Below are 24,362 nucleotides of genomic sequence, written 5' to 3' on the forward strand. Positions count from 1 at the left end.
CTCCCACACCGAGACCGCCGCGAAGCTGCCCCCCAGCGCCTCCTTCGCCCCCAGCGCGGCCGCCCGCCAGGACTCGCGCGGAGTGTGCGCCGCAGCCATCGCCTGTGCCAGCGTCACGACGGCCCGCAGCCGCACATCCTCAGCCATCTCCCCAGCTTAGGGAGTTTGATGAGATTTGTATTGCTTGATCCCTATTCGCCGGGCCACTGCGGCGCGCGCTTCTCGTTGAACGCCGCCACGCCCTCCGCGCGGTCGCCCGAGAACGCCACCGACCGCCACGCCGCGTCCTCCACCTCCAGCCCCGCTCGCAGGTCCAGCCCGTGCCCGAGCCGCATCGCGCGCTTGGCCGCCCGCAGCCCGACGGGCGAGTTCCCGGCGATCCGCGCCGCCAGCTCCAGCGCCTCCTCGCGGTCCCGGCCCGCGTCCACGAGCTGGTCCACCAGGCCGAGCGAGGCCGCCTCCGCCGCCTCCACGCGTCGCGCGGTGAACACCAGCTCCGCCGCCCGCGCCGCCCCGACCCGCCGGGGGAGCAGCTGCGTACCACCGCCGCCGGGGATGACGCCCACCGACACCTCGGGGAGTCCCACCACCGCCGTGCGGTCCGCCACGATCAGGTCGCAGGCCAGTGCCAGCTCGAAGCCGCCCCCCAGCGCGAAGCCGTGCACGGCGGCGATCGTCGGCATGGGCAGTTCTAGCACGCCCGTGTACGCGCCCCGGGCGACCGGCCGCTGGCGCACCAGCTCGGCGTCCGTGAAGGAGTTGCGCTCCTTGAGGTCCGCGCCCACGCAGAACGCCCGCTCGTGGCTGGACGTCACCACCGTCACGCGCACGCCCGGGTCCGCGCCCAGCGCGTCGCACGCCGCCGCGATGGAGCGCGCCATGTCCGTCGAGACCGCGTTCATCGCCTTGGGCCGGTCGAGCACCAGCTCGGCGACGTGCCCGTGCCGCCGTACGCCGACGAACTCCCCGAAGCGTTCCTGTTCCGCACTCATCCCGCGCACACCCTCCCGGTTAACGATCGTTACCGGGAGGATCCTAGGTGGCGCGCCTGGTCAGAAGCCATGGTTCGACGGTGCCGAGCCCGCGCACCGGCCGCTGCCACATCGGCTGGAGCGCGAAGCGGTACGTGGGCGGGGCGACGCCCTCCTTCTCGGCCTTCTCCGCCTCGGCCGCCGCCTCCGCCTCGGACACCGGCGCGTCGCCCGTGCGCGACAGTTCCTCGGCGAACGCCCCGTCCACCAGGAGCGCGTCCTTGGGGGCTATCGAGGTGAGCCGGCTGGCCAGGTTCACCGTCGTACCGAACACATCGCCCATGCGGGTGGTCACCGTGCCGAACGCGATGCCGACGCGCAGGGCCGGCATCGTCTGGTCGGCGGCCATCGTCTCGATGAGGCGCAGCGCGATCTCCGCCGCCGTGCCCGCGTCGTCCGCCGCGTACAGGACCTCGTCGCCGAGCGTCTTGATGAGCCGGCCGCCGTGCGCCGCGACCAGGTCGGCGCAGGTGGTCTCGAACGCCTCGACGAGCTCGCCCAGCTCCTCCTCCTCCAGGCGCCGCGTCAGCCGGGTGAACCCGACGAGGTCCGCGAAGCCGACCGCGAGCCGGCGGTCGACCATCTCCTCGTCGTCGGCGGCCTGGACGACCCGGCCGGTCGCGGCGGCGAGCTGGCGCCGCCAGACGTACCGCAGGAACTCCTCCAGCTCGGGCAGGAGCAGCTCGACCAGCGGATACGTGACTTCGGTCCGGGTCATACCGGGCTCGGGCGGCTCGGTCAGACCCTCCAGGAAGGAATCGATCTGCCATTCCGCCAGCCGGGCGGTGGTCTGCCCGGTGGACCGGGCGACCTGCACCGCCATCGGCTCGCTGAGCAGCCCGGCCTCGACGAGACCGGCGAGCCGTCGCAGGGCGAGCACGTCGGCCTCGGTCAGCGCCTTGGCCTGCCCGATGTCGGCGAAGCCCATGGCCCGCCAGAACCGGGACGCGAGGTCCATCGAGACGCCTGCCGTGCGGGCGGCCTGAAAGGGGGTGTAGCGGCGCTCGGCGCCGAGGATCAGCTGCTCCAGCCGGATGGCGAGCGGATCGTCGGTCGGCTCGGCGGTGTGGTCGACGGCGTGGTGGGGCGTGGGGTACGGCGAGGGGTCCACGGCGGCGGGCACCCCGCCGGCCGTACCGTCCGCCCGGAGGATCCCGTGCGGCGGCTCGCCCGCACCGGAGGCGCCGGACCCGCCGTCGCCGCCGGACTCGTGCGTTCCGGCCTTGTCGGGGTCCCGGTGTGCCGGGGAGCCGCCCTCGGCGGAAGCGCCCGGGCCGGGGCCGGACGAGGATGCCGCACCCACAGAGGACTCCTCACCCGCACCGGCCCCGGACGGCGCGGCCGCACCCGGGTCCGGATTCGCGCCCCGGTCCCGCCGCGCACTCGCGGAGGACCCCGCGTCGTCGACGGTCACCTACCGCCTCCTGCCCGTTCCCTGCGCCACTGCCGTGTGTCCTGCCGATCGTCTGTCGCACCGATCCGTCGCGGATCGCCTCAACGATACGGCAGGTGTGCCCTAGCTCACTCCTCCGTACCGCGCGTCTCCTCTGTACTCGCCCCCGGCCTGAGGTGTACGACGTCACCCGCTCCCACCGGCTGCTGAACCCCCTCGGCCGTCGCCAGCACCAGCCGCCCGTGGCCGTCGACGGCCACCGCCTCGCCGGTCAGCGAGCGGCCCCCGGGCAGTTCGGCCCGTACCGTGCGGCCGAGCGTGGCGCAGCCCGCCGCGTACGCCTCCTGGACGCGGCTCGCCGCCGGGTCGCCGCCGGACTCCCGCCACGCGCCGTACCACTGGGCGAGTGAGCGCAGGACGGCGCGCAGCAGGGTGTCGCGGTCCGTGGAGACCGCTCCGGCGAGGGCCAGCGAACCGGCTCCGGGCACCGGCAGTTCCTTCTCGCTGAGGGTGACGTTGATGCCGATGCCGACGACGACGCCGTCGGCGGCGGCCCGCTCGGCGAGGATGCCGCCGGCCTTGCGCTCCTCGCCGCCGACCGTCACCAGGAGGTCGTTGGGCCACTTGAGCGCGGTGTCGACGCCGGCCGCCCGGGACAGCCCGGTCGCCACCGAGACGCCGGCGAGCAGCGGAAGCCAGCCCCACTGGTCGACGGGGATCCCGGTGGGCTTCAGCAGTACGGAGAAGAAGAGCCCGGAGCGGGCGGGCGCGGACCAGCGCCGGTCGAGGCGGCCCCGGCCCTCGGTCTGCTCCTCGGCGACCAGGACCGCCCCTTCGGGCAGCTCCCCGGCCCGCGCGGCCAGGTCGGTGTTGGTCGACCCGACGGAGGCGACGACGTCGAGGGACGTCCACAGACTGCCCTCTCGTACCAGGGCGCGGCGCAGCGCGGCGGCGCTGAGCGGCGGCCGGTCGAGGTCGGACCAGCGGTGGTCTGAAGCATCGGGAGGCGTCATGCAACCCAGCGTAGGTGTGGCAAACGACGCACTGCCGAGCGGCACACGCGCCGCTACGCTACGTGCCAGTAGCCGTCCGCTGACCAGGCAGGGAGCCGCATCCCGATGTCCGAGCCCGAGACAGACATTCACACCACCGCGGGCAAAATCGCGGATCTGCAGCGCCGTATCGACGAGGCGACGCATGCGGGCTCCGCGCGCGCGGTCGAAAAGCAGCACGCCAAGGGCAAGTTGACGGCCCGTGAGCGGATCGACCTGCTCATGGACGAGGGCTCGTTCGTCGAGCTCGACGAGTTCGCCCGGCACCGCTCGACGAACTTCGGCATCGAGAAGAACCGTCCGTACGGCGACGGCGTGGTGACCGGCTACGGCACGGTCGACGGCCGCCCCGTCTGCGTGTACTCGCAGGACTTCACGATCTTCGGCGGGTCGCTCGGCGAGGTCTACGGCGAGAAGATCGTCAAGGTCATGGACTTCGCACTGAAGACCGGCTGCCCGGTCGTCGGCATCAACGACGGCGGCGGCGCGCGCATCCAGGAGGGCGTCGTCGCGCTGGGCCTGTTCGCCGAGATCTTCCGCCGCAACGTGCACGCGTCGGGCGTGGTCCCGCAGATCTCGCTGATCGTCGGCCCGTGCGCGGGCGGCGCGGTCTACTCGCCCGCGATCACCGACTTCACGGTGATGGTCGACCAGACCTCGCACATGTTCATCACCGGTCCGGACGTCATCAAGACCGTCACGGGCGAGGACGTCGGCTTCGAGGAGCTCGGCGGCGCGCGCACGCACAACACCACGTCGGGTGTGGCGCACCACATGGCGGGTGACGAGAAGGACGCGATCGACTACGTCAAGTCGCTGCTCTCGTACCTCCCCTCGAACAACCTCAGCGAGCCGCCGGCCTTCCCGGAGGAGGCGGACCTGGAGACGTCCGACGAGGACCGCGAGCTGGACACGCTGATCCCGGACAGCGCCAACCAGCCGTACGACATGCACACGGCCATCGAGCACGTGCTGGACGACGGCGAGTTCCTGGAGACGCAGGCGCTCTTCGCGCCGAACATCATCACCGGCTTCGGGCGGGTCGAGGGCCACCCGGTGGGCATCGTCGCCAACCAGCCGATGCAGTTCGCGGGCTGTCTGGACATCAACGCCTCCGAGAAGGCGGCGCGCTTCGTCCGCACCTGCGACGCGTTCAACGTGCCGGTGCTGACGTTCGTGGACGTGCCGGGCTTCCTGCCCGGCGTGGACCAGGAGTACGGCGGCATCATCCGGCGCGGCGCCAAGCTGATCTACGCGTACGCGGAGGCGACGGTCCCGCTCATCACCGTCATCACGCGCAAGGCCTTCGGCGGCGCGTACGACGTCATGGGCTCCAAGCACCTGGGCGCGGACCTGAACCTGGCGTGGCCGACCGCGCAGATCGCGGTGATGGGCGCGCAGGGCGCGGTGAACATCCTGCACCGGCGGACGATCGCGGCCGCCGAGGACCCGGAGGCGACCCGCGCGGAGCTGATCGCCGACTACGAGGACACGCTTCTCAATCCCTACGTCGCCGCCGAGCGCGGTTACGTCGACGCGGTGATCATGCCGTCGGAGACGCGCCGCCACATCGTGCGCGGGCTGCGTCAGCTGCGCACCAAGCGGGAATCCCTCCCGCCGAAGAAGCACGGCAACATCCCGCTCTAGGAAGGCCGCTGACGATGATCAAGGTCGTACGGGGCAACCCGACCCCTGAGGAGTTGGCCGCCGCGCTCGCGGTGGTCCAGGCACGCGCCGCCGCGGCGGCCGGTGCGCCGTCCGGCACGGAGGAACCGCCGGCCGCCTGGTCGGACCCGGCCAGGGTGGCGCGGCACCGGCTGCCGCAGCCGGGGCCGACGGCCTGGGGCCGGACGTACTGGCCCGGTTAGGCAGACCGCGCGAAGGCCGGACCCGCTCGCGGGTCCGGCCTTCGGCATGCCGGCTAGAGGACGTCGGCGACGGTCTTCGCCATCAGCCGGTAGCCCGCGTCGTTGGGGTGCAGTGCATCGCCGTGGTCGTACGCCGGGTGGAGGCGGTCGGGGTCGGCCGGGTCGGCGAGCGCCCGGTCGAAGTCGGCGTACGCGTCGAACTCGCCCGAGGTGCGGATCCAGTGGTTCACCTCGTCGCTGACCTTCGCCGCGTGCGGGCCCCAGTGGTCGGAGCCCTTGAGCGGCAGGAGGGTGGACCCGACGATCCGCAGGCCCTTGGCGTGGGCGGCGCGGATCAGTTCGCGGTAGCCCGCGACGAGTTCGGCGGCGGAGACGACGGGCGAGGGCTTGTAGGTGGGCTGGTCCTTCGCCTCGCTGAAGCCCATGTCGTTGAGACCTTCGAGTACGACGACCGTGGAGACGCCGGGCTGGTCGAGGGCGTCGCGGCCGAAGCGGGCGGTGGCGCGTTCGCCGTACCAGGCCGAGTCGTTGAGGACGAGGTTGCCGCCGATGCCCTGGTTGACGACGGGGCGGCCGGTGCGCTCGGCGAGCGCGTCGGAGTAGCGGCGGTCGGCGTTCGGGGTGGAGCCGAAGCCGTCGGTGATGGAGTCGCCGAAGAGGGCGATGCCGTCCTCGCGGCGGGGCCGGTCCGCGCCGACCTCGACGCCGGTGAGGTAGTACCAGGACTGGGTGGTGCCGGTGAAGGCCGCGCCGGACGCGTCGGCGCGGTGGTCGCCGTCGGCGCGGTACGTGTCGGCCCATGCCTGGGCGTGGTAGGTCGCGGGGCCGGTGGTGCCGGCGAGGTAGAGGGTGACGGTCACGGACTCCAGCCGCTTCAGGGGCAGCGGGGCGGCGTCGCTGCGCAGTTCGCCGCGTGCGGGGATCTCGACGGACCGGCGGCCCGAGAAGGTGAGGTGGCGGACGCTGCCGGGCTCGACGGCGGCGCGCTTCCCCTTCGCCGTGCGGGCGATCGTGGCGCCCGTGACGCTGAGCGGCGAGGTCCCGTACGCGTTGGAGAGGCGGATACGGACCCGCTCGCCGGCGCCGGTGACCCGGACGACCTGGCGCACGCTCTGGCGCGAGAAGCCCTCCTGGGACCAGTTGGGGGTGAAGCCGGTGCTGGGCGACTGCGGCGAAGCGCCCCAGGCGGCGGTCCAGCGGGCGGCCGGCTGCGAGGGGGCCGCCGGGTTCGCCGAGGGCGACGACCGCGCGGACGACGGCTGGGCGGCGCCGAGGAGGCCGAGCGCGAGGGCGAACGCGAGGACGGGGGCGGCGGTACGGCGGACACGGTGGACGTTCATGACGCGGCCTTTCCCTAATGGGAAGCGAGTTCCGTTAAGATGCGAGGACCGTACCAGACTCGGAGCGCCTAATGGAACAGAATTCCCGTTTGAAAGCCGCCTCGCTCACGCCGGGCACCGTGCGCCCCGGCGGCCGGACCGCCAAGGTCCGCGCCGCCGTGCTCGAAGCGACGCAGGAGGCACTGGTGGAGGGGGGCTTCCACGGGCTGAACATGGACCGGGTCGCGGCGCGGGCCGCCGTCGGCAAGACGACGGTCTACCGGCGCTGGGGCTCGGCGGCCGGTCTCGTCGCCGACCTGCTGCGCGACATGGCGGAGCAGTCGGTGCCCGCGGCGGACACCGGCTCGCTGGAGGGAGACCTCCTGGCCAACGCCCGTCTCGTGCACCGGACCCTCACCGACCCCCGCATGGGCCCGGTCTTCCGGGCGGTCATCGCGGCGGCGGCCTGCGACGAGGAGTGCGCGACGGCGCTGCACGGCTTCTACGCGACGCGCGTGGCCGCGTGGGCGACGTGCGTGGAGCGGGCGGCCGACCGGGGCGAGGTCCCGGCCGGCACGGACGCGGGCGAGGTGGTGCGGGCGGTGTCCGCCCCCCTCTACTACCGCTTCGCGGTGAGCTGCGAACCGCTGGGCGAGGCGGACGCGGAGCGCGCGGCGGCGGCGGCCGCGACGGCGGCGAGGGCGGGAACGTTCACCGGGAACTAGTCCCCTGGTACCGGACGGTCTGAGTACACGTACTCAGGCGCCGGAGCCGTTCCGGTCGCAGGATCGAAGGCATGCTGTGGTCCGACCCGGAGAACGAGCCTCCGAAAGAGCTGCGCGAGACGCAGGCGATGCTCCGGCGCATGGGCGTACTGCTCGCGCTGGCGATGGTGCTGGCGATGTTCGTCCTGGGCGTCCACTGAACCGCCTTCCGCGTCCCGCCCTTCGACGCCTGAACCCTCCCTGCGCCTCGTACGATGAGCCGCATGACTGATCCGCGCCGCCGCCTCGTCCTCGCTTCCGCCTCCCCCGCCCGCCTCGGGCTCCTGCGCCAGGCCGGGCTCACCCCCGAGGTGATCGTCAGCGGTGTCGACGAGGACGCGGTCACCGCGCCCACCCCGGGCGAGCTCGCGCTCGTACTGGCCGAGGCCAAGGCCGCGTCCGTCGCCGCCCGCCCCGAGGCCGCCGGAGCCCTCGTGATCGGCTGCGACTCCGTACTGGAGCTGGACGGCCAGGCGCTCGGCAAGCCCGCCGACGCCGAGGACGCCACCGCCCGCTGGAAGGCCATGCGGGGCCGCTCCGGCGTCCTGCGGACCGGCCACTGCGTGATCGACACCGCCACCGGCCGGCGCGCCTCCGCCACCGCGTCCACCACGGTCCGCTTCGGCGAACCGACGGACGCCGAGATCGCCGCGTACGTCGCCACCGGCGAGCCCCTGCACGTCGCCGGCGCCTTCACGCTCGACGGCCGCTCGGCCCCGTTCGTCGACGGCATCGACGGCGACCCCGGCAATGTCATCGGCCTGTCGCTGCCGCTGCTGCGCCGCCTGCTCGGTGAGCTGGACACGCCCATCACCGCCTTGTGGGCCTGACCCCCGCCACCTCCGCCACGGCCTCGCCCAGCGCCGCGATCCCCTCCGCGATCCCGCCCGGCGCCGTCGCGGCGTAACCGAGCACGAGACCGGGGCTGCCCGGGCGCTGCCGGTGCCACGACAGCGGCTGCGCCTTGACGCCGCGCGCGAGCGCCGCCGCCGCCAGAGCGGTGTCGTCGAAGCGCGGGCCCGCGAAGGTGACCATCAGGTGCAGGCCCGCCGCCGCGCCGTGCACCACCGCGCCCGGCAGGTGCTCCCCGATCGCCGCGATCATCGCGTCCCTGCGCCGCCGGTGCCGCCGGCGCAGCAGACGCAGGTGGCGCTCCAACTCGCCCGATTCCATCAGCCGGGCCAGTACGAGCTGCGGCAGCACCGCGTTGCCGAGGTCGGCGAAGCGCTTGGCCTCCACCAGCGCGTCCCGGTACTTCGGCGGCGCCAGCATCCACCCCACGCGCAGGGCCGGCGCCAGCAGCTTGGACACGCTTCCGGCGTAGCAGACCCGCTCCGCGAGCACCGACCGCAACGCGGGCACCGGCGGCCGGTCGTAGCGGTGCTCGGCGTCGTAGTCGTCCTCGACGATCAGGCCGCCCTCCCCCGCCCACCGCATCAGCTCCCGCCGCCGTACGCCGCCGAGCACCACCCCGGTCGGGAACTGGTGCGCCGGGGTGAGCAGCACCGCTCGCGCACCCGTGGCCCGCAGTTCGTCGACCCGTACCCCGTCGGCGTCGACGGCGACCGGCGGTGTCTCCAGGCCCCGGTCGCGCAGGTGGTGCCGGGCGCCGAGCGAGCCGGGGTCCTCCACCGCCATCGCGCGTACGCCGTCGTCCCGCAGCACCTGCGCCAGCAGGCCGAGCCCCTGGGCGGTGCCGCAGGTGATGACGATGTCGCCCACGTCCGGCCGGATCCCCCGGTTGCGGGCCAGCCAGTCGACCACCGCGCCGCGCAACCGCGGTGCGCCGCGCGGGTCTCCGTACCCGAGGTCGGACGCCGACAGCTCTCTCAGTACGGCGCGTTCCGCGCGCAGCCACGCCGTTCGCGGGAAAGCGGCCAGGTCGGGGACACCGGGCGACAGGTCGATGCGGGCCGGGGCCGCGCGCAGCGCGTCGAAGACGTCGGCGCCGGGCGGCGTCACGGTGAACACCGCCCCGGCGGAGGACCGCGCGGCGGCGGCGCCCGGCCCGGGAGCGGGCGGCGGGGCCGCGGCCGGAGCCGCGACGACCACCGTTCCGCCCCGCCCGCGCCCCGCGACATGCCCGTCCTCCGTCAGGCGCTGGTACGCCTCCGTCACCACGCCTCGGGAGACCCGCAGTTCGGCGGCGAGCACCCGCGTGGCCGGCAACCGGCTGCCCACCGGCAGGCTCCCGTCCGACACGGCGGCCCTCAGCCGGGCCGTCAGCCAGTCGGACAGCCCGCCGGGAGGCGCCTCGCCGGGGTCGAGCTGGAGGAAGTCCGACCCCGGGGAAGGAGTTGTGGACCGGTCGAAGGCGTGGTCAATGGACCTGTTCACCGGACCATTGTGGCCACGAGGCTGAGGACATGACCACAGAGTTCCTGCTGACGTCCCTGATCGTCGTGGCCACCCCCGGCACCGGAGCGCTCTACACGATGGCGGCCGGCCTCTCGCGCGGCGCCCGCGCGAGCGCCGTCGCCGCGTTCGCCTGCACGCTCGGCATCATCCCGCACATGGTGGCGGCGATCACGGGCCTCGCGGCCCTGCTCCACACCAGTGCGACGGCGTTCCAGATCCTCAAGTACCTGGGCGTCGCCTATCTGCTCTACATGGCCTGGAGCACGCTGCGCGACAAGGGCGCCCTCACGGCGGAGGAGGACACCGAGGAGCGCTCGGCGGCCAAAGTCATCGCCTCCGGCATCCTCATCAACATCCTCAACCCGAAACTGACGATCTTCTTCTTCGCCTTCCTGCCCCAGTTCGTCAGCCCGGACGAGCCCCACGCGCCGTTGCGCATGGTCGAGTTGAGCGCCGTGTTCATGCTGCTCACCTTCGCCGTCTTCGCGCTCTACGGAGTCTTCGCCGCCGCGATGCGCCGCCATGTGCTGTCCCGTCCTCGCGTCCTGACCTGGATACGCAGGGTCTTCGCGGGCGCGTTCGCCGCCCTCGGCGCCCGGCTCGCGTTCCTCTGACCGCGGGCGCGTCCGACGTTCCTCCGGCAGGTCCGGGCCCCGGCCGCGCCCCGTGGGGTCAGGCCGGCGCCACCGTCCCGCTCTCCGGCCCGGCCGGCGGGACGCCGGCGGGACCTGCGGTGCCCTCGGCGCCCCGCTCGTCCCGTTTCCCGTACGCGATGACCGACAGCACGATCAGCCCGAACTCGGCCATCAGCACCACGAACGCCGCCCAGCCGACCAGCCCGACGCACAGCGCCCCGAGCACCCCGTGCACCACCGCGCACGCGATCAGCAGGATGCGGCCGAGGCGGCCCGGCGCGCGGTCCGAGAGCGACGCGCGCAGCAGGAGGATTCCGCACGCCACCAGGTAGAGGCCGAAGCCACCGCCCATCACGAACGTCGACGTGGACATCACGTCCGGGTCCAGGCCGGCGAGGGACATCGACTGGCCGCTCACGACCTTGCCGAGGATCCAGTGGACGAACACGATTCCGACGGCTTCGACGAACAGCACTGCCGCGGCAGCGGCAGCTATCGGCCTGCGCGCCACGGCGCCCACCCTCTTCCGGCTGTTACCCCTAGTACGTAGCGACACCCAAACGCTACTAACCGGTAATCCTCCGTACAAGGGGTCTGACGCGCCCGGTCCGGCAAGCAAAGAATCGTTCGGCCATTCGTAGGGACTCCACAAAGAAAGCTGGCGCGCCGCTGGCCGCTCAGACAGAGACCTGCGCCACACCTGAGGGCTACTGTGCGGTGAAGAAACCCGTCGTACCGTGGTGCGACAAGGGAATTCGCGATCCGAGCGGGACTCGCATCACGCTCCGTGTGGGCAAGCTCACTATTGGGGATGGGTCGTAGGTCCGTGTCGGCAGTCCCTAAACTCAGCTTGTTTCAAGGAGGGAGCCAATCGTGCGCAAGGTGCTCATCGCCAACCGAGGCGAAATCGCTGTCCGCGTTGCTCGGGCCTGCCGGGATGCCGGGATCGCGAGCGTAGCCGTCTACGCCGACCCGGACCGGGACGCTCTGCACGTCCGCGCGGCCGACGAGGCGTTCGCTCTGGGCGGTGACACCCCGGCCGCCAGTTACCTGGACATGGCCAAGGTGCTCCAGGCCGCCAAGGATTCGGGGGCTGATGCCGTTCACCCCGGCTACGGCTTCCTTTCCGAGAACGCCGAGTTCGCCCAGGCCGTGCTCGACGCGGGCCTGACCTGGATCGGCCCGCCGCCGCAGGCCATCCGCGACCTCGGCGACAAGGTGGCGGCCCGCCACATCGCGCAGCGCGCGGGCGCCCCGCTCGTCGCCGGTACGCCGGACCCGGTCTCGGGCGCCGACGAGGTCGTCGCGTTCGCCGAGCAGAACGGTCTGCCGATCGCCATCAAGGCGGCGTTCGGCGGTGGCGGTCGCGGCCTGAAGGTCGCCCGTACGCTCGAAGAGGTCCCGGAGCTGTACGACTCCGCCGTCCGCGAGGCCGTCGCCGCCTTCGGGCGGGGCGAGTGCTTCGTCGAGCGCTACCTCGACAAGCCGCGCCACGTCGAGACGCAGTGCCTGGCCGACAGCCACGGCAACGTCGTGGTCGTCTCCACCCGTGACTGCTCGCTGCAGCGCCGCCACCAGAAGCTGGTGGAGGAGGCCCCGGCGCCGTTCCTGAGCGAGGCCCAGAACGCCGAGCTGTACCGCGCGTCCAAGGCCATCCTCAAGGAGGCCGGTTACGTCGGCGCCGGCACCGTCGAGTTCCTCGTCGGCGTCGACGGCACGATCTCCTTCCTGGAGGTCAACACCCGCCTCCAGGTCGAGCACCCGGTCTCCGAAGAGGTCACCGGCATCGACCTGGTCCGCGAGATGTTCCGGATCGCCGACGGCGAGGAGCTGGGGTACGACGACCCGGCCGTGCGCGGGCACTCCATCGAGTTCCGCATCAACGGCGAGGACCCGGGCCGCGGCTTCCTGCCCGCCCCCGGCACGGTGACCGCCTTCGCGCCGCCGTCCGGCCCCGGTGTCCGCCTGGACGCGGGCGTCGAGTCCGGCAGCGTCATCGGCCCGGCGTGGGACTCGCTCCTCGCCAAGCTGATCGTCACCGGCGCCACCCGCGAGCAGGCGCTCCAGCGCGCCGCGCGTGCGCTGGCCGAGTTCAACGTCGAGGGCATGGCCACGGCCATCCCGTTCCACCGCGCGGTCGTCGCGGACCCGGCGTTCACCTCCGACCCGTTCACGGTCCACACCCGGTGGATCGAGACCGAGTTCGTCAACGAGATCCCGCCCTTCACCGTGCCGGGCGCCGACGCGGACGAGGACGAGGCCGGTCGCGAGACCATCGTCGTCGAGGTCGGCGGCAAGCGCCTGGAGGTCTCGCTGCCGTCCTCGCTGGGCATGACGCTGGCCAGGACCGGCCTGGCCGCCGGCGCCAAGCCGAAGCGCCGCGCCGCGAAGAAGTCCGGCCCGGCCGCCTCCGGCGACACCCTCGCCTCGCCCATGCAGGGCACGATCGTCAAGGTCGCGGTCGAGGAGGGCCAGGAGGTCAAGGAGGGCGACCTCGTCGTCGTCCTGGAGGCCATGAAGATGGAGCAGCCGCTGAACGCGCACCGCTCCGGCACCGTCAAGGGCCTGGCCGCCGAGGTCGGCGCGTCGATCACGTCGGGCGCCGCCATCTGCGAGATCAAGGACTGACGTCCGGCGGCCCTGAGCCGTGAGTGAGCTGAGGGCCCCGCCGAGACCGGTGGGGCCCTCAGCGCGCAATGGCATCCTGGAGACCGGAGCGGGAGGAGGACACGCCATGGCGACGAGCGGATCCCAGCGGCCGGGAGCGCCGGTCCAGCCGGACCCACGGCCGCCCGCGCCCGCACGCCCGGGCGCTGCCGCCTCCGCCGCCAAAGCGGTGCGCCCGATGCGGGCGGACGCCCGGCGCAACTACGCACGCGTGCTGGCCGAGGCCCGTACCGCCTTCGCCGAGCACGGCACCGACGCCTCGCTCGAAGACGTCGCGCGCCGCGCGGGGGTGGGCATCGGCACGCTCTACCGGCACTTCCCCACCCGGCACGCCCTGATGAGCGCCGTCTTCCAGGGCGCCGTGGACGAACTGCTCGCGCGGTCACGGGAACTGGCCGACAGCGACGCGCCCTGCTCCGCGCTCGTCGCCTGGCTGCGCGACATCATCACGCACGCCGGTGAGTACCGGGGCCTCGCCCGCGCGCTCATGTCGGCGTCCCGCGACGAGAGTTCGGCGCTCGCCCGGTGCAGTACGCCGATGAACGCGGCGGGCGAGCGGCTGCTCGTACGGGCGCAGCAGAGCGGCGCCGTGCGCCCCGACGTATCGATCGGCGACCTGATGCAGCTGACCAACGCCATCGCGCTGGCCGCCGAACAGGCCCCGGACGACCCGGAGTTGGCCGACCGCCTGCTGACCCTGACGCTGAAGGGCCTGCGGCCCGAGGCGGGGCCGGCGGCCTGACCGGGGCCGCCGCTCACCCGAGGCGGGGCCGGCGGCCTCACCGGGGCCGCCGCTCAGCGGCGGCGCAGATCCGCGACGCGCGCCCGCTCCCGCTCGGCGGGCCCCGACTGCTGGTCCGCGAGCGCCCCGGCGCTGCGCAGCCCGCCGGCTCCGGGGCCGCCCGGGTGCGTACGCCGCTGACCGGGCAGGGGCATGTCCCGGCGGGGCTGGCGTCCGGTGGGGACGCCGTCCGCTCCCGAGCCCGCGGCCCCGGGCCCCGCGACGGCGATCTGCACGCCCTGGTCCGCCAGGGCCTGCAACTCGGTCGCCGCACGGTCGTCGTGCTGCGGCGGCTCGTCGGTGACCAGACGCGTGATCACGTCGGTCGGCACCGTCTGGAACATCGTGTCGGTGCCGAGCTTGGTGTGGTCCGCGAGGACCACCACCTCGGCTGCCGCCTGTACCAGCGCCCTGTCGACGCTCGCCGACAGCATGTTGGAGGTGGACAGACCGCGCTCGGCGGTCAGTCCGCTGCCGGACAGGAAGGCCCGGGAGACCCGCAGCCCCTGGAGGGACTGCTCGGCCCCGCTGCCGACCAGCGCGTAGTTCGAGCCGCGCAGCGTGCCGCCGGTCATGACGACCTCGACGCGGTTGGCGTGCGCCAACGCCTGTGCCACCAGCAGGGAGTTGGTGACGACGGTCAGCCCGGGGACCCGGGCGAGCCGTCTGGCCAGCTCCTGCGTGGTCGTCCCGGCGCCGACGACGATGGCTTCGCCCTCTTCGACGAGTCCCGCGGCGAGGTCGGCGATGGCCGTCTTCTCCGCGGTCGCGAGATGGGATTTCTGCGGAAAGCCGGACTCCCGCGTAAAACCGCCCGGCAGTACCGCACCGCCGTGCCGGCGGTCGAGGAGTCCTTCTGCCTCCAGCGCCCGCACGTCCCGCCGTACGGTCACTTCGGAGGTCTGGACGACGCGGGCGAGCTCACGGAGCGATACAGCCCCGTTGGCGCGCACCATTTCGAGGATCAATTGGCGACGTTCTGCAGCGAACACGAAACTGACAGTAACCCCAGCGGTCGATACTTTTCAGCAGTTTGCGCCGAATTGGAGAAGTTGCCCACACGCGATGACAGTTTGTGATAATCGGCGCCGTCGGTCGACGGAGGGGCTGACGCAAGGTCATAGTCGGCTTGTCACAACGGTGGTGGTGGGTCTACGGTCTTCCCCAGCCTGAAACTTCATACGTTCCTGGACTTCCAGTACACCAGGGCTGCCGGCCGGAGGCTACTTCCAAGCTCCCCCCGGCAACTCACCCCGCGCCCACCGTGCTTCCGGTGTTTCTCGTCGGATCATGCTGTACGCCCGGGGGTGCCGAGTCGTACAGGACCTGCCCGGCACGAGCGCTGCGCGCTCTCGTGTCACGGAGGTCGCACACCATGCACGGCGCCTTACCACCCCGAGTCACCGAGCCGAACCTCATCGCGTTCTGTGACGAATCGCTGCGCTGCCGCGCCGACGGTGCCGGAATCTACATACTGGCAGCAGTACTGCTGCCCTCCCACCGGGTGCAGCCCACCCGGGACGCCATGGCCACGCTGCTGCTCAAGGGCCAGCGCAAGCTGCACTGGCGCGACGAGTCTGCCCGGCGGCGACGGCTGCTCACCCGGCAGACGGCGTCGGTGGAACCGGAGATCGTGATCGCCACCTGGTGTCGAATGGACAGCGCCCACCAGGAACGCGCCCGGAGCAAGGCGATGCAGTCCCTGCTGGCCGCACTGGCCGACCGAGGGGTCACCCAGACCGTCTTCGAATCCAGAGGCACCGCCCGGGACAACGGCGACCTGAGGGGGCTCACCGGGCTGCGCCGCGCCGGAGTGCTGTCGGCCGACCTGCGCGTGGAACACGCCGCCGGTCCTGCGGAGCACGCGCTGTGGGCGGCCGATGTCGCCGCCGGGGCCTTCGGCGCCGCGCTGGACGGCAGTCCCGAGTACTGGACGGCCATGGTCACCGGGGCCAAGGCAACCGTCCTGACCTGCGGCCGGTGCGCCCTGTCCCACGGGCCGGACGCCGCCCGAAGCACGTCGTAGACAGCGCGAAGGCCAGGTGTCCGTCGTCCGGCGGATGACCTGGCCCCACTTCCGGGCCCTCGTGGACCCGGCTCATTCACTGTGCCCGCCGAGCGGCACATGGTCAAGCGGGAGGGCTACCACCTATGAGCGACATGGAAATAGAGCAGGAGATTCCGGAGAGCGACTACCGGGACCGGGTAGAGGTGCTGCGCGACCGCGTGGCGCACCTCGTCGTCCGAGACCGCAGGTCGGTGGAGAGCGCGGCCGAGCGGCTGGTACAGGACGCCGACGTCGAGATCGGGCACACAGAGGAGACCGCCACGGAACTGCTCGCCACCGTGGTGGACCCGCGAAGTGTGCGGGCGGCTCACATCAGGCAGCAGCGCGTCCGCGGCAACCGGACGCTCTTTCTGCTGCGTACGACCGTCTGGACCCCGATGCTGCTCGTCGATGCCACGAACGGCAGGTTCGTCGTCGGTCAGACCTATCTCTCGGACCCCAGAGTCGGGGTGACCGGCTCGGCTCATCTCGCCCTGCCGGCCCCGGAGTCACCTCCCGGCCTGCCGTCTCTGGTCTACCGGGGCTCGCGCGCAGCCGTCGCCGGCGCCCTGGACAGCAACGCGGCGTTCGTTCTGCGACACAACAGCTGGGTGGACGACATCGGATCCAACGGTGTGCTCATGCCCCTGCTCGCCGGCCACGTGGAGTTCCGCTTCTCGGACGGTACGCCGCGCCCGGCCGTGGGGGTGGTCGACGGATCCTCGCGCACCGCGTCCGCCCACCGGATCCTGGGCCTGACAGAGTCGACGATCCTCACCATGGACCCGGCCTCTCAGCGACGCTGGCTCAGCAGGCTGATGCGCGACCTGGCCAAAGTCGCGACGGAACTGTCCAAGAGCGAGGAGATGCGACTGGACGACCTGATGCAGGCCGAAAGGCGGCTCAACGCTCTCACCGCCGAGGCCGATCTCATCGTCGGCTGGGGCTGGAGCGAACAGGCCACACCGCAACAGCGGACCGGGCAGGCGAGCTACGTCAGCACGCTGAATCTGGCTCTGGGGGCGCAGAACATCGAACCGAAGGCGTTCTCCGAGGAGGCGCAGAGGACGCTGCTCGCCGAGCGTGCGGTAAACACTCTTGCCGACTACGGCCTACTGGATCCGGACAGTCTCGTCTTCGCCCTGGGCCGGGAGGACCTCACCGATGTGGCGAAGAGGATCGGTCTCAGCACGCATCGGGACGAGCGGTGCGCCTGGCTCATCAGGCTGATGACCACGCCGTCGAAGGACAAGCGACGGGTGATCAATGACGTGCTGGGCGCCAAGTCGTTTTCGGCGAAGGGACGTTCACCGTACGTCTTCGAACTGGCGCTTCGCTCCTTCTCCGGCCAGGACAGCCACCTACTGGACCGCGCCCGCAACGCGGCTGTGCACGCGCTGTGGACGCGCGTGGGACAGGACTGGGACGTGGTGCCGCGTCCGGAGGACGAAGACCTGGACGAACTGGAGAGGGAGGCGCTGGCGGAGGTGGCCAAGGGCGAGAGCGGCCCCCGCTGCTGCGAGGTCGCCGCTCGGGCGGTCGTACCGCTACTGGCGCTCGGTGGCCTGGGTGTGGACCGCGGATCGGCGGCCTATCGCGGTCACGCGTCGACGGTGGTCGACAAAATGATCACCAATGCTTGGGGGATCAGGCAACTCATGGCCACGGTCCGGGCTTCCAGGCAGGACAGGCCCGAGTTCCCCCGGCTCGACGAAGACGGCCGGACGGCGGACGACAGCGGTACACCCAACACACCGGCCGCCAACAACGACTGGCTGCGCCAGCGCGTCCTGATGAAGCCGACCAGCACTCCTGCCTCCGCGGCCGAGGTGGCCCGGCAGCGCATGGGCATAGGGCTGGCGGAGGCCCGGGCCGGCTTCGACCAGTACCGCGATCTCATGGAACCGCCGTACCAGTCCTTGGAGGGCGACGACTGGCAGACGGCGGCGAAGAGCGCCCGGACACTGTCAACGGATCTGAACCTCTTCGTGGTCAGCGACGACTGACAGCGCGCACGCAAAGGACACGGGGGACGCGGTGTGCGCCCCCCGTGCCTACGCCTCGGCGGACGTCTTGCGGGTGTGCAGCTGCCGTGCGACCTCGGCGATCGATCCCGACAGGGACGGGTAGACCGTGAAGGCGTTCGCGATCTGTTCCACGGTCAGGTTGTTGTCGACCGCGATCGAAATCGGATGGATCAGCTCGCTCGCGCGCGGTGCGACGACACAGCCGCCGACCACGATGCCGGTGCCCGGGCGGCAGAAGATCTTGACGAAGCCGTCGCGGATGCCCTGCATCTTCGCGCGCGGGTTGCGCAGCAGCGGCAGCTTCACCGAGCGGGCGTCGATCTTGCCCGCGTCCACGTCCGCCTGGGTGTAGCCGACCGTCGCGATCTCGGGGTCGGTGAAGACGTTCGACGAGACCGTCTTGAGGTTCAGGGGGGTCACGGCGTCGCCGAGGAAGTGGTACATCGCGATCCGGCCCTGCATGGCCGCGACCGACGCGAGCGCGAACACGCCGGTCACGTCGCCCGCCGCGTACACGCCCGGAGCGGTCGTACGGGAGACCTTGTCGGTCCAGATGTGGCCCGAGTCCCTGAGCCGGACCCCGGACTCCTCCAGGCCCATGTCCGCGGTGTTCGGGATGGCGCCGACGGCCATCAGGCAGTGCGTACCGCTGATGACACGCCCGTCGGAGAGGGTGACCTCCACGCGGTCGCCGACGCGCTTGGCGGACTCGGCGCGCGAGCGGGCCATGACGTTCATGCCGCGCCGCCGGAAGACGTCCTCCAGGACCGCGGCGGCGTCCGGGTCCTCGCCCGGCAGCACGCGGTCGCGCGAGGAGACGAGGGTGACCCGCGAGCCGAGCGCCTGGTACGCGCCGGCGAACTCGGCGCCGGTCACGCCGGAGCCGACCACGATGAGCTCCTCGGGGAGCTCGTCGAGGTCGTACACCTGCGTCCAGTTCAGGATGCGCTCGCCGTCGGGCAGCGCGTCGGGGATCTCGCGCGGGTGCCCGCCGGTGGCGATCAGCACCGCGTCGGCGGTCAGGCGCTCCTCGTTGCCGTCGCCGTACGTGACCACGACCGTGCGCGAGCCGTCGGCGTCCTGCTGGCCCTCCAGCCGGCCCCGGCCGCGCAGCACCCGCGCGCCGGCCCGCGTGACGGACGCGGTGATGTCGTGGGACTGGGCGAGCGCGAGGCGCTTCACACGGCGGTTGACCTTGCCCAGGTCCACGCCGACCACGCGGGCCGCCTGCTCGATGTGCGGCGTGTCGTCGGCGACGATGATGCCCAACTCCTCGTACGAAGAGTCGAAGGTCGTCATCACCTCGGCCGTCGCGATCAGAGTCTTGGACGGCACGCAGTCGGTGAGCACCGACGCCCCGCCCAGACCGTCGCTGTCGACGACGGTCACCTCCGCGCCGAGCTGGGCGCCCACCAGGGCCGCCTCGTATCCGCCGGGTCCGCCACCGATGATCACGATCCGGGTCACGAAAAAGTCCGCCTCGCATTGTCAATCCCGGCCCGTCTGCCCGCTCGGCCGGGGATCCGGGGATCGCCCGGGGGGAATGCAGTACGTACTCCATTGTCCCGCACGCTTCAAGGTGCTTCGCCCCGGGTCCCTCCATCCGGCCGCACCGCTCCGCGGCCCCCGCCGCGCCACCCCCTCCCGTACCCTCGACCACATGTCGCTCTACGCCGCGTACGCCGGCAACCTCGACGCGCGGCTGATGACGCGCCGCGCACCGCACTCACCGCTGCGCGGGACCGGCTGGCTCAACGGCTGGCGGCTGACCTTCGGCGGGGAGTCGATGGGCTGGGAAGGCGCGCTCGCCACCATCGTGGAGGCCCCGCGCTCGCAGGTCTTCGTCGCGCTGTACGACATCGCTCCCATGGACGAGGACTCCATGGACCGCTGGGAAGGTGTCGGACTCGACATCTACCGCCGGATGCGGGTGCGCGTGGACACCCTGGACGGCGAGGAGCCGGCCTGGGTGTACGTGCTGAACGGGTACGAGGGCGGCCTTCCGTCCGCCCGCTACCTGGGGGAGATCGCCGACGCGGCGGAGTCCGCCGGCGCCCCGCACGACTACGTCATGGAGCTGCGCAAGCGCCCCTGCTGAGGGTCGCGGTCCGCCCCTTGTCCGATCCGACAAGGCAACGATCGCAACACCGTCGGCAGCGACATCTACGCGCGTAGGGATTCACCGGTTACCCTCGTCGGCGTGAACGCATCTGTTACCCCTGCCCCCGCCGACGGCTTCGCCGACCCCCACGCGGCAGCCGACGCCGCCGCCGCCCGCCTGCGCGAACTGACCGGCGCCGAGACCCACGACGTCGCCCTCGTGATGGGGTCGGGCTGGGTGCCCGCCGCCGAAGCGCTCGGCGCGCCCGAGCACGAGTTCCCGGTCACCGAGCTGCCCGGCTTCCCGCCGCCGGCCGTCGCCGGACACGCGGGCACGGTCCGCTCGTACAAGATCGGCGACAAGCGCGCACTGGTCTTCCTCGGCCGTACGCACTACTACGAGGGCCGCGGTGTCGCCGCCGTCTCGCACGGCGTGCGCACCGCCGTCGCCGCCGGCTGCAAGACCGTCGTCCTCACCAACGGCTGCGGCGGCCTGCGTCCGGGCATGCGCCCCGGCCAGCCGGTCCTCATCAGCGACCACATCAACCTGACGGCCACCTCGCCGATCATCGGGGCGAACTTCGTGGACCTGACGGACCTGTACTCGCCGCGCCTGCGCGCGCTGTGCAAGGAGGTGGACGCCACCCTGGAGGAGGGCGTTTACGTCCAGTTCCCCGGCCCGCACTACGAGACGCCCGCCGAGATCAACATGGTCCGCGTCATGGGCGGCGACCTGGTCGGCATGTCCACCGTCCTGGAGGCCATCGCCGCGCGCGAGGCCGGCGCGGAGGTGCTCGGCATCTCGCTGGTCACCAATCTGGCGGCGGGCCTGACGGGCGAACCGCTGAACCACGAGGAAGTCCTCCAGGCCGGCCGCGACTCGGCCACCCGCATGGGCGCGCTCCTGGCGCAGGTCCTCGAACGCATCTGATCACCGGCCCGGCCGGGCCCCGCTCCTCGAACGCCGGAGGGGCTGGACAGCGCCGCCGGGCGGGACGTCTCCCGCCCGGTGCGCGCGTCCAGCCCGTCCGGCGTTCGAGGACCCGCCCGCGGGGCGGCCGGGGTCCGGCGGTTCCGGAACGGGCGGGCGGGGGAACAAGCCCGCCGCAGCACACCGCAAGACCACGCACCCCACACGAGAGGTGGACCACATCGTGCAGCAGGAGCAGGAGCTCATCGCACGGGCCTCGGCCTGGCTGGCCGAGGACCCGGACAGCGAGACCCGCGACGAGCTCGCCAAGCTCATCGAGGCCGAGGACCTGAACGAGATCGCCGCCCGGTTCGCCGGCACGCTCCAGTTCGGCACGGCCGGGCTCCGCGGCGAACTCGGCGCCGGCCCCATGCGCATGAACCGCGCCGTGGTCATCCGCGCCGCCGCCGGCCTCGCCGCGTACCTGAAGGCGAAGGGGCAGACGGACGGCCTCGTCGTCATCGGCTACGACGCCCGCCACAAGAGCGCCGACTTCGCCCGCGACACCGCCGCCGTGATGACCGGCGCCGGCCTGCGCGCCGCCCTCCTGCCGCGCCCGCTGCCCACCCCCGTGCTCGCGTACGCCATAAGGCACCTGGGCGCCGTTGCCGGCGTCGAGGTCACCGCGAGCCACAACCCGCCCCGCGACAACGGCTACAAGGTCTACCTCGGTGACGGCTCGCAGATCGTGCCGCCCGCCGACGCGGAGATCGCCGCCGAGATCGCCGCCGTGGCGTCCCTCGCGGATGTGCCGCGCCCCGAGACGGGCTGGTTCACCCTCGACGAGGAGGTCCTGGAGGCGTACCTGGCCCGTACGGACGCGGTCCTCACCGCGGGGACCCCCCGCACCGCCCGCGTCGTCTACACGGCCATGCACGGCGTCGGCAAGGAGGTCCTGACGGCCGCCTTCGCCCGCGCCGGGTTCCCCGAGCCCGTGCTCGTGGCCGAGCAGGCCGAGCCGGACCCGGACTTCCCCACGGTCGCCTTCCCCAACCCGGAGGAGCCGGGGGCCATGGACCTGGCCTTCGCCACCGCCCGTCGCGCCCGGCCGGACCTGATCGTCGCCAACGACCCGGACGCCGACCGCTGCGCCGTCGCCGTGCCCCTGCCCGGCACCGACGAGTGGCGGATGCTGCGCGGCGACGAGGTCGGCGCGCTGCTCGCCGCGCACCTGGTCCGCAAGGGCGCGACCGGCACGTTCGCCGAGTCGATCGTCTCGTCGTCCCTCCTCGGCCGGATCGCCGCCGCGGCGGGCCTGCCGTACGAGGAGACGCTGACCGGCTTCAAGTGGATCGCCCGCGTCGACGGCCTGCGCTACGGCTACGAGGAGGCGCTCGGCTACTGCGTCGACCCCGAGGGCGTACGCGACAAGGACGGCATCACGGCGGCGCTCCTCGTCACCGAGCTGGCGTCCGTCCTGAAGTCCCAGGGCCGCACGCTCCTCGACCTCCTCGACGACCTCGCCGTCGAGCACGGTCTGCACGCCACCGACCAGCTGTCGGTCCGCGTCGAGGACCTCACGGTGATCGCCGACGCGATGGCCCGCCTGCGCGCCCGGCCGCCCGCCTCTCTCGCGGGGCTGACCGTCACGTCCGCCGAGGACCTGACCCGCGGCACGGACAGGCTCCCGCCCACGGACGGCCTGCGCTACTACCTCGACGGTGAGGTGCAGGCCCGGGTGATCGTCCGGCCGAGCGGCACCGAGCCGAAGCTCAAGTGCTACCTGGAGGCCGTCGTCCCGGTCGCCGGGGCGAGCGAGCTGGCGGACGCCAAGGAGCGGGCCGAGGGCATCCTCGCCGCCATCAAGCGCGACCTGTCGGCGGCCGCGGGCATCTGACCACCGCGTCCGGGTGGCCGGCCCCTGCCCGGGGCCGACCGCCCGGACGAGTGGTTTGCGTACGGCAGTTGACGCAGCGCTCCGTGCCCTCCGGCGACCGTGCGAGGAAGGGTGACCCGGTATCCCCCGCCGAGTCCCAGGAGCTGCCGCAGTGCCCCCGACCGCACCACCGGCGACCGCCCGGTCCCGCACGGCCGTCCCGGCCGCCGGGCGCCCGCACGAAGGAACGCGGAACCGGCTGACGAAGTCCCTGCGGCGGGCCGCCCCCGCCCTGGCCGGATACATCGCCGTACGCCTCGCGGGCGTACTGGTGCTCGCGCACTGGGCGCACCTCAAGGGCCACGGCCTGTGGCCCGCCCTCGCCACCTCCTGGGACTCCCGCTGGTACCTGGAGATCGCCGACAGCGGGTACGACTCCGCGCTGGGCACCGCGCGCAACAGCAACAACCTCGCGTTCTTCCCGCTCTACCCGGCACTGATCAAGCTCGTGGCGGCCGTCACCCCTGGCTCGCGCGCCAGCGTCGGGGTGCTGCTCGCCGTCGCCTGTTCCCTGGTCGCCGCGTGGGGGATCTTCGCCGTGGGCGACCGGCTGTACGGGCGCCGGACCGGCACACTGCTCGCCGTCCTGTGGGGCTGCGCGCCGGTCGCCGTCGTCCAGTGGATGGGCTACACGGAGTCGCTGTTCACGGCGCTGACGGCCTGGTCGCTGTACGCCGTCCTCGCCGGCCGCTGGCTGTGGGCCGGCGCCCTCGCCGCACTCGCCGGCCTGACCCGCCCCACCGGCGTGGCCGTCGCCGCGGCCGTCTCGGTGGCGGCGGCGGTGTCGCTGTGGCAGGCGTGGCGCAGGGGAAGGGGACCGCGCCCCGCCGTGCTCGCGGCCGGGCTGATCGCGCCGCTGGGCTGGACCGGTTACGTCGCCTGGGTGGGCGTACGGCTCGGCCGCTGGGACGGCTACCTCGCCGTACAGGAGCTGTGGCTGAACGAGTGGGACGGCGGGGCCGACACCCTGCGCGAGATGCGCCGCCTTCTGCTCTACCAGTCGAAACCTCACCTGTACCTGGTGGTGGTGACGCTGGTGCTGTTCCTCTCCGTGGCCCTGTTCGCGCTCTGCGCCGCCGAGCGCCTGCCGCTGCCGCTGCTCGTGTTCACCGGCGTACTGCTGCTGGTCGTGCTGGGCAGCGGCGGCGTCTACTTCCCCCGGGCCCGCTTCCTGGTGCCCGGCTTCCCACTGCTGCTGCCGGTGGCGCTGGCCGTGGCCCGGGCGCGGCGGCTCACCGGTGCGCTGGTGCTCGGCGGCACGGCCCTGGCGTCCCTGTGGTTCGGCGCCTACACGCAACTGATCTGGCCGGGCCCCCCATAACCCCGCCGCACACCAAGCTGCCGGGCGGGGCCGTGCAGGGGCGCTCCCCGCAGGGCGTCGAACGCAACGACGCCCGAACCATCACGGCGCGAGCCGAACGTTCGACACCCGAGGAGACGCCCCGGCACGGCACCAACCCCGAAGCCCCGACAC

The 24,362-nt window shown here is 72.6% G+C and carries 22 protein-coding genes and 1 pseudogene; 14 read left to right on the forward strand and 9 right to left on the reverse strand.

Annotated features, from left to right (window positions below; all coding sequences use genetic code 11):
* From E2E34_RS36415 to E2E34_RS12925, 4 genes and pseudogenes are all read right to left on the reverse strand, one after another.
* A pseudogene (locus E2E34_RS36415) lies at nucleotides 1–147 on the reverse strand (diguanylate cyclase); the annotation flags it as partial.
* A 44-nt stretch (nucleotides 148–191) separates the two neighbouring features.
* On the reverse strand, nucleotides 192–992 hold the full coding sequence (locus E2E34_RS12915) for an enoyl-CoA hydratase/isomerase family protein (RefSeq protein ID WP_069927233.1): 801 nt from the start codon (nucleotides 990–992) through the stop codon (nucleotides 192–194).
* Nucleotides 993–1,035: 43 nt separating this feature from the next.
* Nucleotides 1,036–2,184: an adenylate/guanylate cyclase domain-containing protein gene (locus E2E34_RS12920; protein ID WP_138902059.1), complete on the reverse strand. Its 1,149-nt coding sequence runs from the start codon at nucleotides 2,182–2,184 to the stop codon at nucleotides 1,036–1,038.
* Between the two features lie 368 nt (nucleotides 2,185–2,552).
* Nucleotides 2,553–3,437, reverse strand: coding sequence for a biotin--[acetyl-CoA-carboxylase] ligase (locus E2E34_RS12925; RefSeq protein WP_138902042.1), 885 nt, complete (start codon nucleotides 3,435–3,437; stop codon nucleotides 2,553–2,555).
* Nucleotides 3,438–3,542: 105 nt separating this feature from the next.
* Between E2E34_RS12925 and E2E34_RS12930 the strand changes: the two genes are divergently transcribed.
* Both E2E34_RS12930 and E2E34_RS12935 read left to right on the forward strand, forming a co-directional pair.
* The gene (locus tag E2E34_RS12930; RefSeq protein ID WP_138902043.1) at nucleotides 3,543–5,123 is read left to right on the forward strand and encodes an acyl-CoA carboxylase subunit beta; all 1,581 of its coding nucleotides are present in this window, start codon (nucleotides 3,543–3,545) and stop codon (nucleotides 5,121–5,123) included.
* Nucleotides 5,124–5,137: 14 nt separating this feature from the next.
* Nucleotides 5,138–5,344, forward strand: a complete 207-nt coding sequence (locus tag E2E34_RS12935; RefSeq protein WP_138902044.1) for an acyl-CoA carboxylase epsilon subunit — start codon at nucleotides 5,138–5,140, stop codon at nucleotides 5,342–5,344.
* 53 nt (nucleotides 5,345–5,397) lie between these two features.
* On the opposite strand, the gene E2E34_RS12940 is transcribed toward E2E34_RS12935, so the two are convergent.
* Nucleotides 5,398–6,684 carry an SGNH/GDSL hydrolase family protein gene (locus tag E2E34_RS12940; RefSeq protein WP_138902045.1) on the reverse strand — a complete coding sequence of 429 codons (1,287 nt, stop codon included), beginning with the start codon at nucleotides 6,682–6,684 and terminating at the stop codon, nucleotides 5,398–5,400.
* A gap of 71 nt (nucleotides 6,685–6,755) precedes the next feature.
* On the opposite strand from E2E34_RS12940, the gene E2E34_RS12945 reads away from it, so the two are divergent.
* From E2E34_RS12945 to E2E34_RS12950, 3 genes are all read left to right on the forward strand, one after another.
* The gene (locus E2E34_RS12945) at nucleotides 6,756–7,388 is read left to right on the forward strand and encodes a TetR/AcrR family transcriptional regulator (RefSeq protein WP_138902046.1); all 633 of its coding nucleotides are present in this window, start codon (nucleotides 6,756–6,758) and stop codon (nucleotides 7,386–7,388) included.
* Between the two features lie 71 nt (nucleotides 7,389–7,459).
* A complete protein-coding gene (gene mmpB / locus E2E34_RS36985; RefSeq protein ID WP_279637882.1) occupies nucleotides 7,460–7,588 on the forward strand; it encodes a morphogenic membrane protein MmpB in 129 nt (42 codons plus the stop codon).
* A gap of 54 nt (nucleotides 7,589–7,642) precedes the next feature.
* On the forward strand, nucleotides 7,643–8,257 hold the full coding sequence (locus E2E34_RS12950; protein WP_208765225.1) for a Maf family protein: 615 nt from the start codon (nucleotides 7,643–7,645) through the stop codon (nucleotides 8,255–8,257).
* Here the strand turns inward: E2E34_RS12950 and pdxR are convergent.
* On the reverse strand, nucleotides 8,238–9,764 hold the full coding sequence (pdxR, locus tag E2E34_RS12955) for a MocR-like pyridoxine biosynthesis transcription factor PdxR (RefSeq protein ID WP_138902048.1): 1,527 nt from the start codon (nucleotides 9,762–9,764) through the stop codon (nucleotides 8,238–8,240). The two genes, E2E34_RS12950 and pdxR, sit on opposite strands and share 20 nt — an antisense overlap.
* A gap of 29 nt (nucleotides 9,765–9,793) precedes the next feature.
* On the opposite strand from pdxR, the gene E2E34_RS12960 reads away from it, so the two are divergent.
* Nucleotides 9,794–10,399, forward strand: coding sequence for a LysE family translocator (locus E2E34_RS12960; protein ID WP_138902049.1), 606 nt, complete (start codon nucleotides 9,794–9,796; stop codon nucleotides 10,397–10,399).
* A 58-nt stretch (nucleotides 10,400–10,457) separates the two neighbouring features.
* On the opposite strand, the gene E2E34_RS12965 is transcribed toward E2E34_RS12960, so the two are convergent.
* Nucleotides 10,458–10,931 (reverse strand): hypothetical protein, encoded by a 474-nt coding sequence (locus E2E34_RS12965; protein WP_425573390.1) that lies wholly within the window; start codon nucleotides 10,929–10,931, stop codon nucleotides 10,458–10,460.
* Between the two features lie 362 nt (nucleotides 10,932–11,293).
* Here E2E34_RS12965 and E2E34_RS12970 point away from each other — a divergent pair, with 362 nt between their 5' ends.
* Nucleotides 11,294–13,048, forward strand: coding sequence for an acetyl/propionyl/methylcrotonyl-CoA carboxylase subunit alpha (locus E2E34_RS12970; RefSeq protein ID WP_138902051.1), 1,755 nt, complete (start codon nucleotides 11,294–11,296; stop codon nucleotides 13,046–13,048).
* 217 nt (nucleotides 13,049–13,265) lie between these two features.
* Complete coding sequence (locus E2E34_RS12975) at nucleotides 13,266–13,829, forward strand: TetR/AcrR family transcriptional regulator (protein ID WP_138902060.1); 564 nt, start codon at nucleotides 13,266–13,268, stop codon at nucleotides 13,827–13,829.
* A gap of 53 nt (nucleotides 13,830–13,882) precedes the next feature.
* Here E2E34_RS12975 and E2E34_RS12980 read toward each other — a convergent pair whose 3' ends face one another.
* Nucleotides 13,883–14,860 carry a DeoR/GlpR family DNA-binding transcription regulator gene (locus E2E34_RS12980; RefSeq protein WP_138897609.1) on the reverse strand — a complete coding sequence of 326 codons (978 nt, stop codon included), beginning with the start codon at nucleotides 14,858–14,860 and terminating at the stop codon, nucleotides 13,883–13,885.
* 383 nt (nucleotides 14,861–15,243) lie between these two features.
* On the opposite strand from E2E34_RS12980, the gene E2E34_RS12985 reads away from it, so the two are divergent.
* Nucleotides 15,244–15,894, forward strand: coding sequence for a hypothetical protein (locus E2E34_RS12985; protein ID WP_138902052.1), 651 nt, complete (start codon nucleotides 15,244–15,246; stop codon nucleotides 15,892–15,894).
* A 125-nt stretch (nucleotides 15,895–16,019) separates the two neighbouring features.
* The gene (locus E2E34_RS12990; RefSeq protein WP_138902053.1) at nucleotides 16,020–17,921 is read left to right on the forward strand and encodes a hypothetical protein; all 1,902 of its coding nucleotides are present in this window, start codon (nucleotides 16,020–16,022) and stop codon (nucleotides 17,919–17,921) included.
* Between the two features lie 48 nt (nucleotides 17,922–17,969).
* Here E2E34_RS12990 and E2E34_RS12995 read toward each other — a convergent pair whose 3' ends face one another.
* Nucleotides 17,970–19,409: an NAD(P)H-quinone dehydrogenase gene (locus tag E2E34_RS12995; protein WP_138902054.1), complete on the reverse strand. Its 1,440-nt coding sequence runs from the start codon at nucleotides 19,407–19,409 to the stop codon at nucleotides 17,970–17,972.
* A 193-nt stretch (nucleotides 19,410–19,602) separates the two neighbouring features.
* On the opposite strand from E2E34_RS12995, the gene E2E34_RS13000 reads away from it, so the two are divergent.
* The 4 genes from E2E34_RS13000 to E2E34_RS13015 all read left to right on the forward strand — a co-directional run bounded on the left by E2E34_RS13000 (nucleotide 19,603) and on the right by E2E34_RS13015 (nucleotide 24,209).
* A complete protein-coding gene (locus tag E2E34_RS13000) occupies nucleotides 19,603–20,040 on the forward strand; it encodes a gamma-glutamylcyclotransferase family protein (protein WP_138902055.1) in 438 nt (145 codons plus the stop codon).
* 102 nt (nucleotides 20,041–20,142) lie between these two features.
* Nucleotides 20,143–20,973, forward strand: coding sequence for a purine-nucleoside phosphorylase (locus tag E2E34_RS13005; protein WP_138902056.1), 831 nt, complete (start codon nucleotides 20,143–20,145; stop codon nucleotides 20,971–20,973).
* 223 nt (nucleotides 20,974–21,196) lie between these two features.
* Nucleotides 21,197–22,849: a phospho-sugar mutase gene (locus E2E34_RS13010; RefSeq protein ID WP_138902057.1), complete on the forward strand. Its 1,653-nt coding sequence runs from the start codon at nucleotides 21,197–21,199 to the stop codon at nucleotides 22,847–22,849.
* A gap of 151 nt (nucleotides 22,850–23,000) precedes the next feature.
* Nucleotides 23,001–24,209, forward strand: a complete 1,209-nt coding sequence (locus E2E34_RS13015) for a glycosyltransferase family 39 protein (protein ID WP_138902058.1) — start codon at nucleotides 23,001–23,003, stop codon at nucleotides 24,207–24,209.
* The last annotated feature ends 153 nt before the right edge of the window (nucleotides 24,210–24,362 follow it).

This window comes from Streptomyces albidochromogenes (assembly GCF_005981925.1).
Lineage (GTDB): Bacteria > Actinomycetota > Actinomycetes > Streptomycetales > Streptomycetaceae > Streptomyces > Streptomyces albidochromogenes.

What these genes read in the sequence shown, in the direction of transcription:
- E2E34_RS12915 (WP_069927233.1), bottom strand. Translation starts at nt 992, where the DNA reads ATGAGTGCGGAACAGGAACGCTTCGGGGAGTTCGTCGGCGTACGGCGG.
- E2E34_RS12925 (WP_138902042.1), bottom strand. Translation starts at nt 3,437, where the DNA reads ATGACGCCTCCCGATGCTTCAGACCACCGCTGGTCCGACCTCGACCGG.
- E2E34_RS12930 (WP_138902043.1), top strand. Translation starts at nt 3,543, where the DNA reads ATGTCCGAGCCCGAGACAGACATTCACACCACCGCGGGCAAAATCGCG.
- E2E34_RS12935 (WP_138902044.1), top strand. Translation starts at nt 5,138, where the DNA reads ATGATCAAGGTCGTACGGGGCAACCCGACCCCTGAGGAGTTGGCCGCC.
- E2E34_RS12940 (WP_138902045.1), bottom strand. Translation starts at nt 6,684, where the DNA reads ATGAACGTCCACCGTGTCCGCCGTACCGCCGCCCCCGTCCTCGCGTTC.
- E2E34_RS12945 (WP_138902046.1), top strand. Translation starts at nt 6,756, where the DNA reads ATGGAACAGAATTCCCGTTTGAAAGCCGCCTCGCTCACGCCGGGCACC.
- mmpB (WP_279637882.1), top strand. Translation starts at nt 7,460, where the DNA reads ATGCTGTGGTCCGACCCGGAGAACGAGCCTCCGAAAGAGCTGCGCGAG.
- E2E34_RS12950 (WP_208765225.1), top strand. Translation starts at nt 7,643, where the DNA reads ATGAGCCGCATGACTGATCCGCGCCGCCGCCTCGTCCTCGCTTCCGCC.
- E2E34_RS12960 (WP_138902049.1), top strand. Translation starts at nt 9,794, where the DNA reads ATGACCACAGAGTTCCTGCTGACGTCCCTGATCGTCGTGGCCACCCCC.
- E2E34_RS12975 (WP_138902060.1), top strand. Translation starts at nt 13,266, where the DNA reads ATGCGGGCGGACGCCCGGCGCAACTACGCACGCGTGCTGGCCGAGGCC.
- E2E34_RS12985 (WP_138902052.1), top strand. Translation starts at nt 15,244, where the DNA reads ATGCACGGCGCCTTACCACCCCGAGTCACCGAGCCGAACCTCATCGCG.
- E2E34_RS12990 (WP_138902053.1), top strand. Translation starts at nt 16,020, where the DNA reads ATGAGCGACATGGAAATAGAGCAGGAGATTCCGGAGAGCGACTACCGG.
- E2E34_RS13000 (WP_138902055.1), top strand. Translation starts at nt 19,603, where the DNA reads ATGTCGCTCTACGCCGCGTACGCCGGCAACCTCGACGCGCGGCTGATG.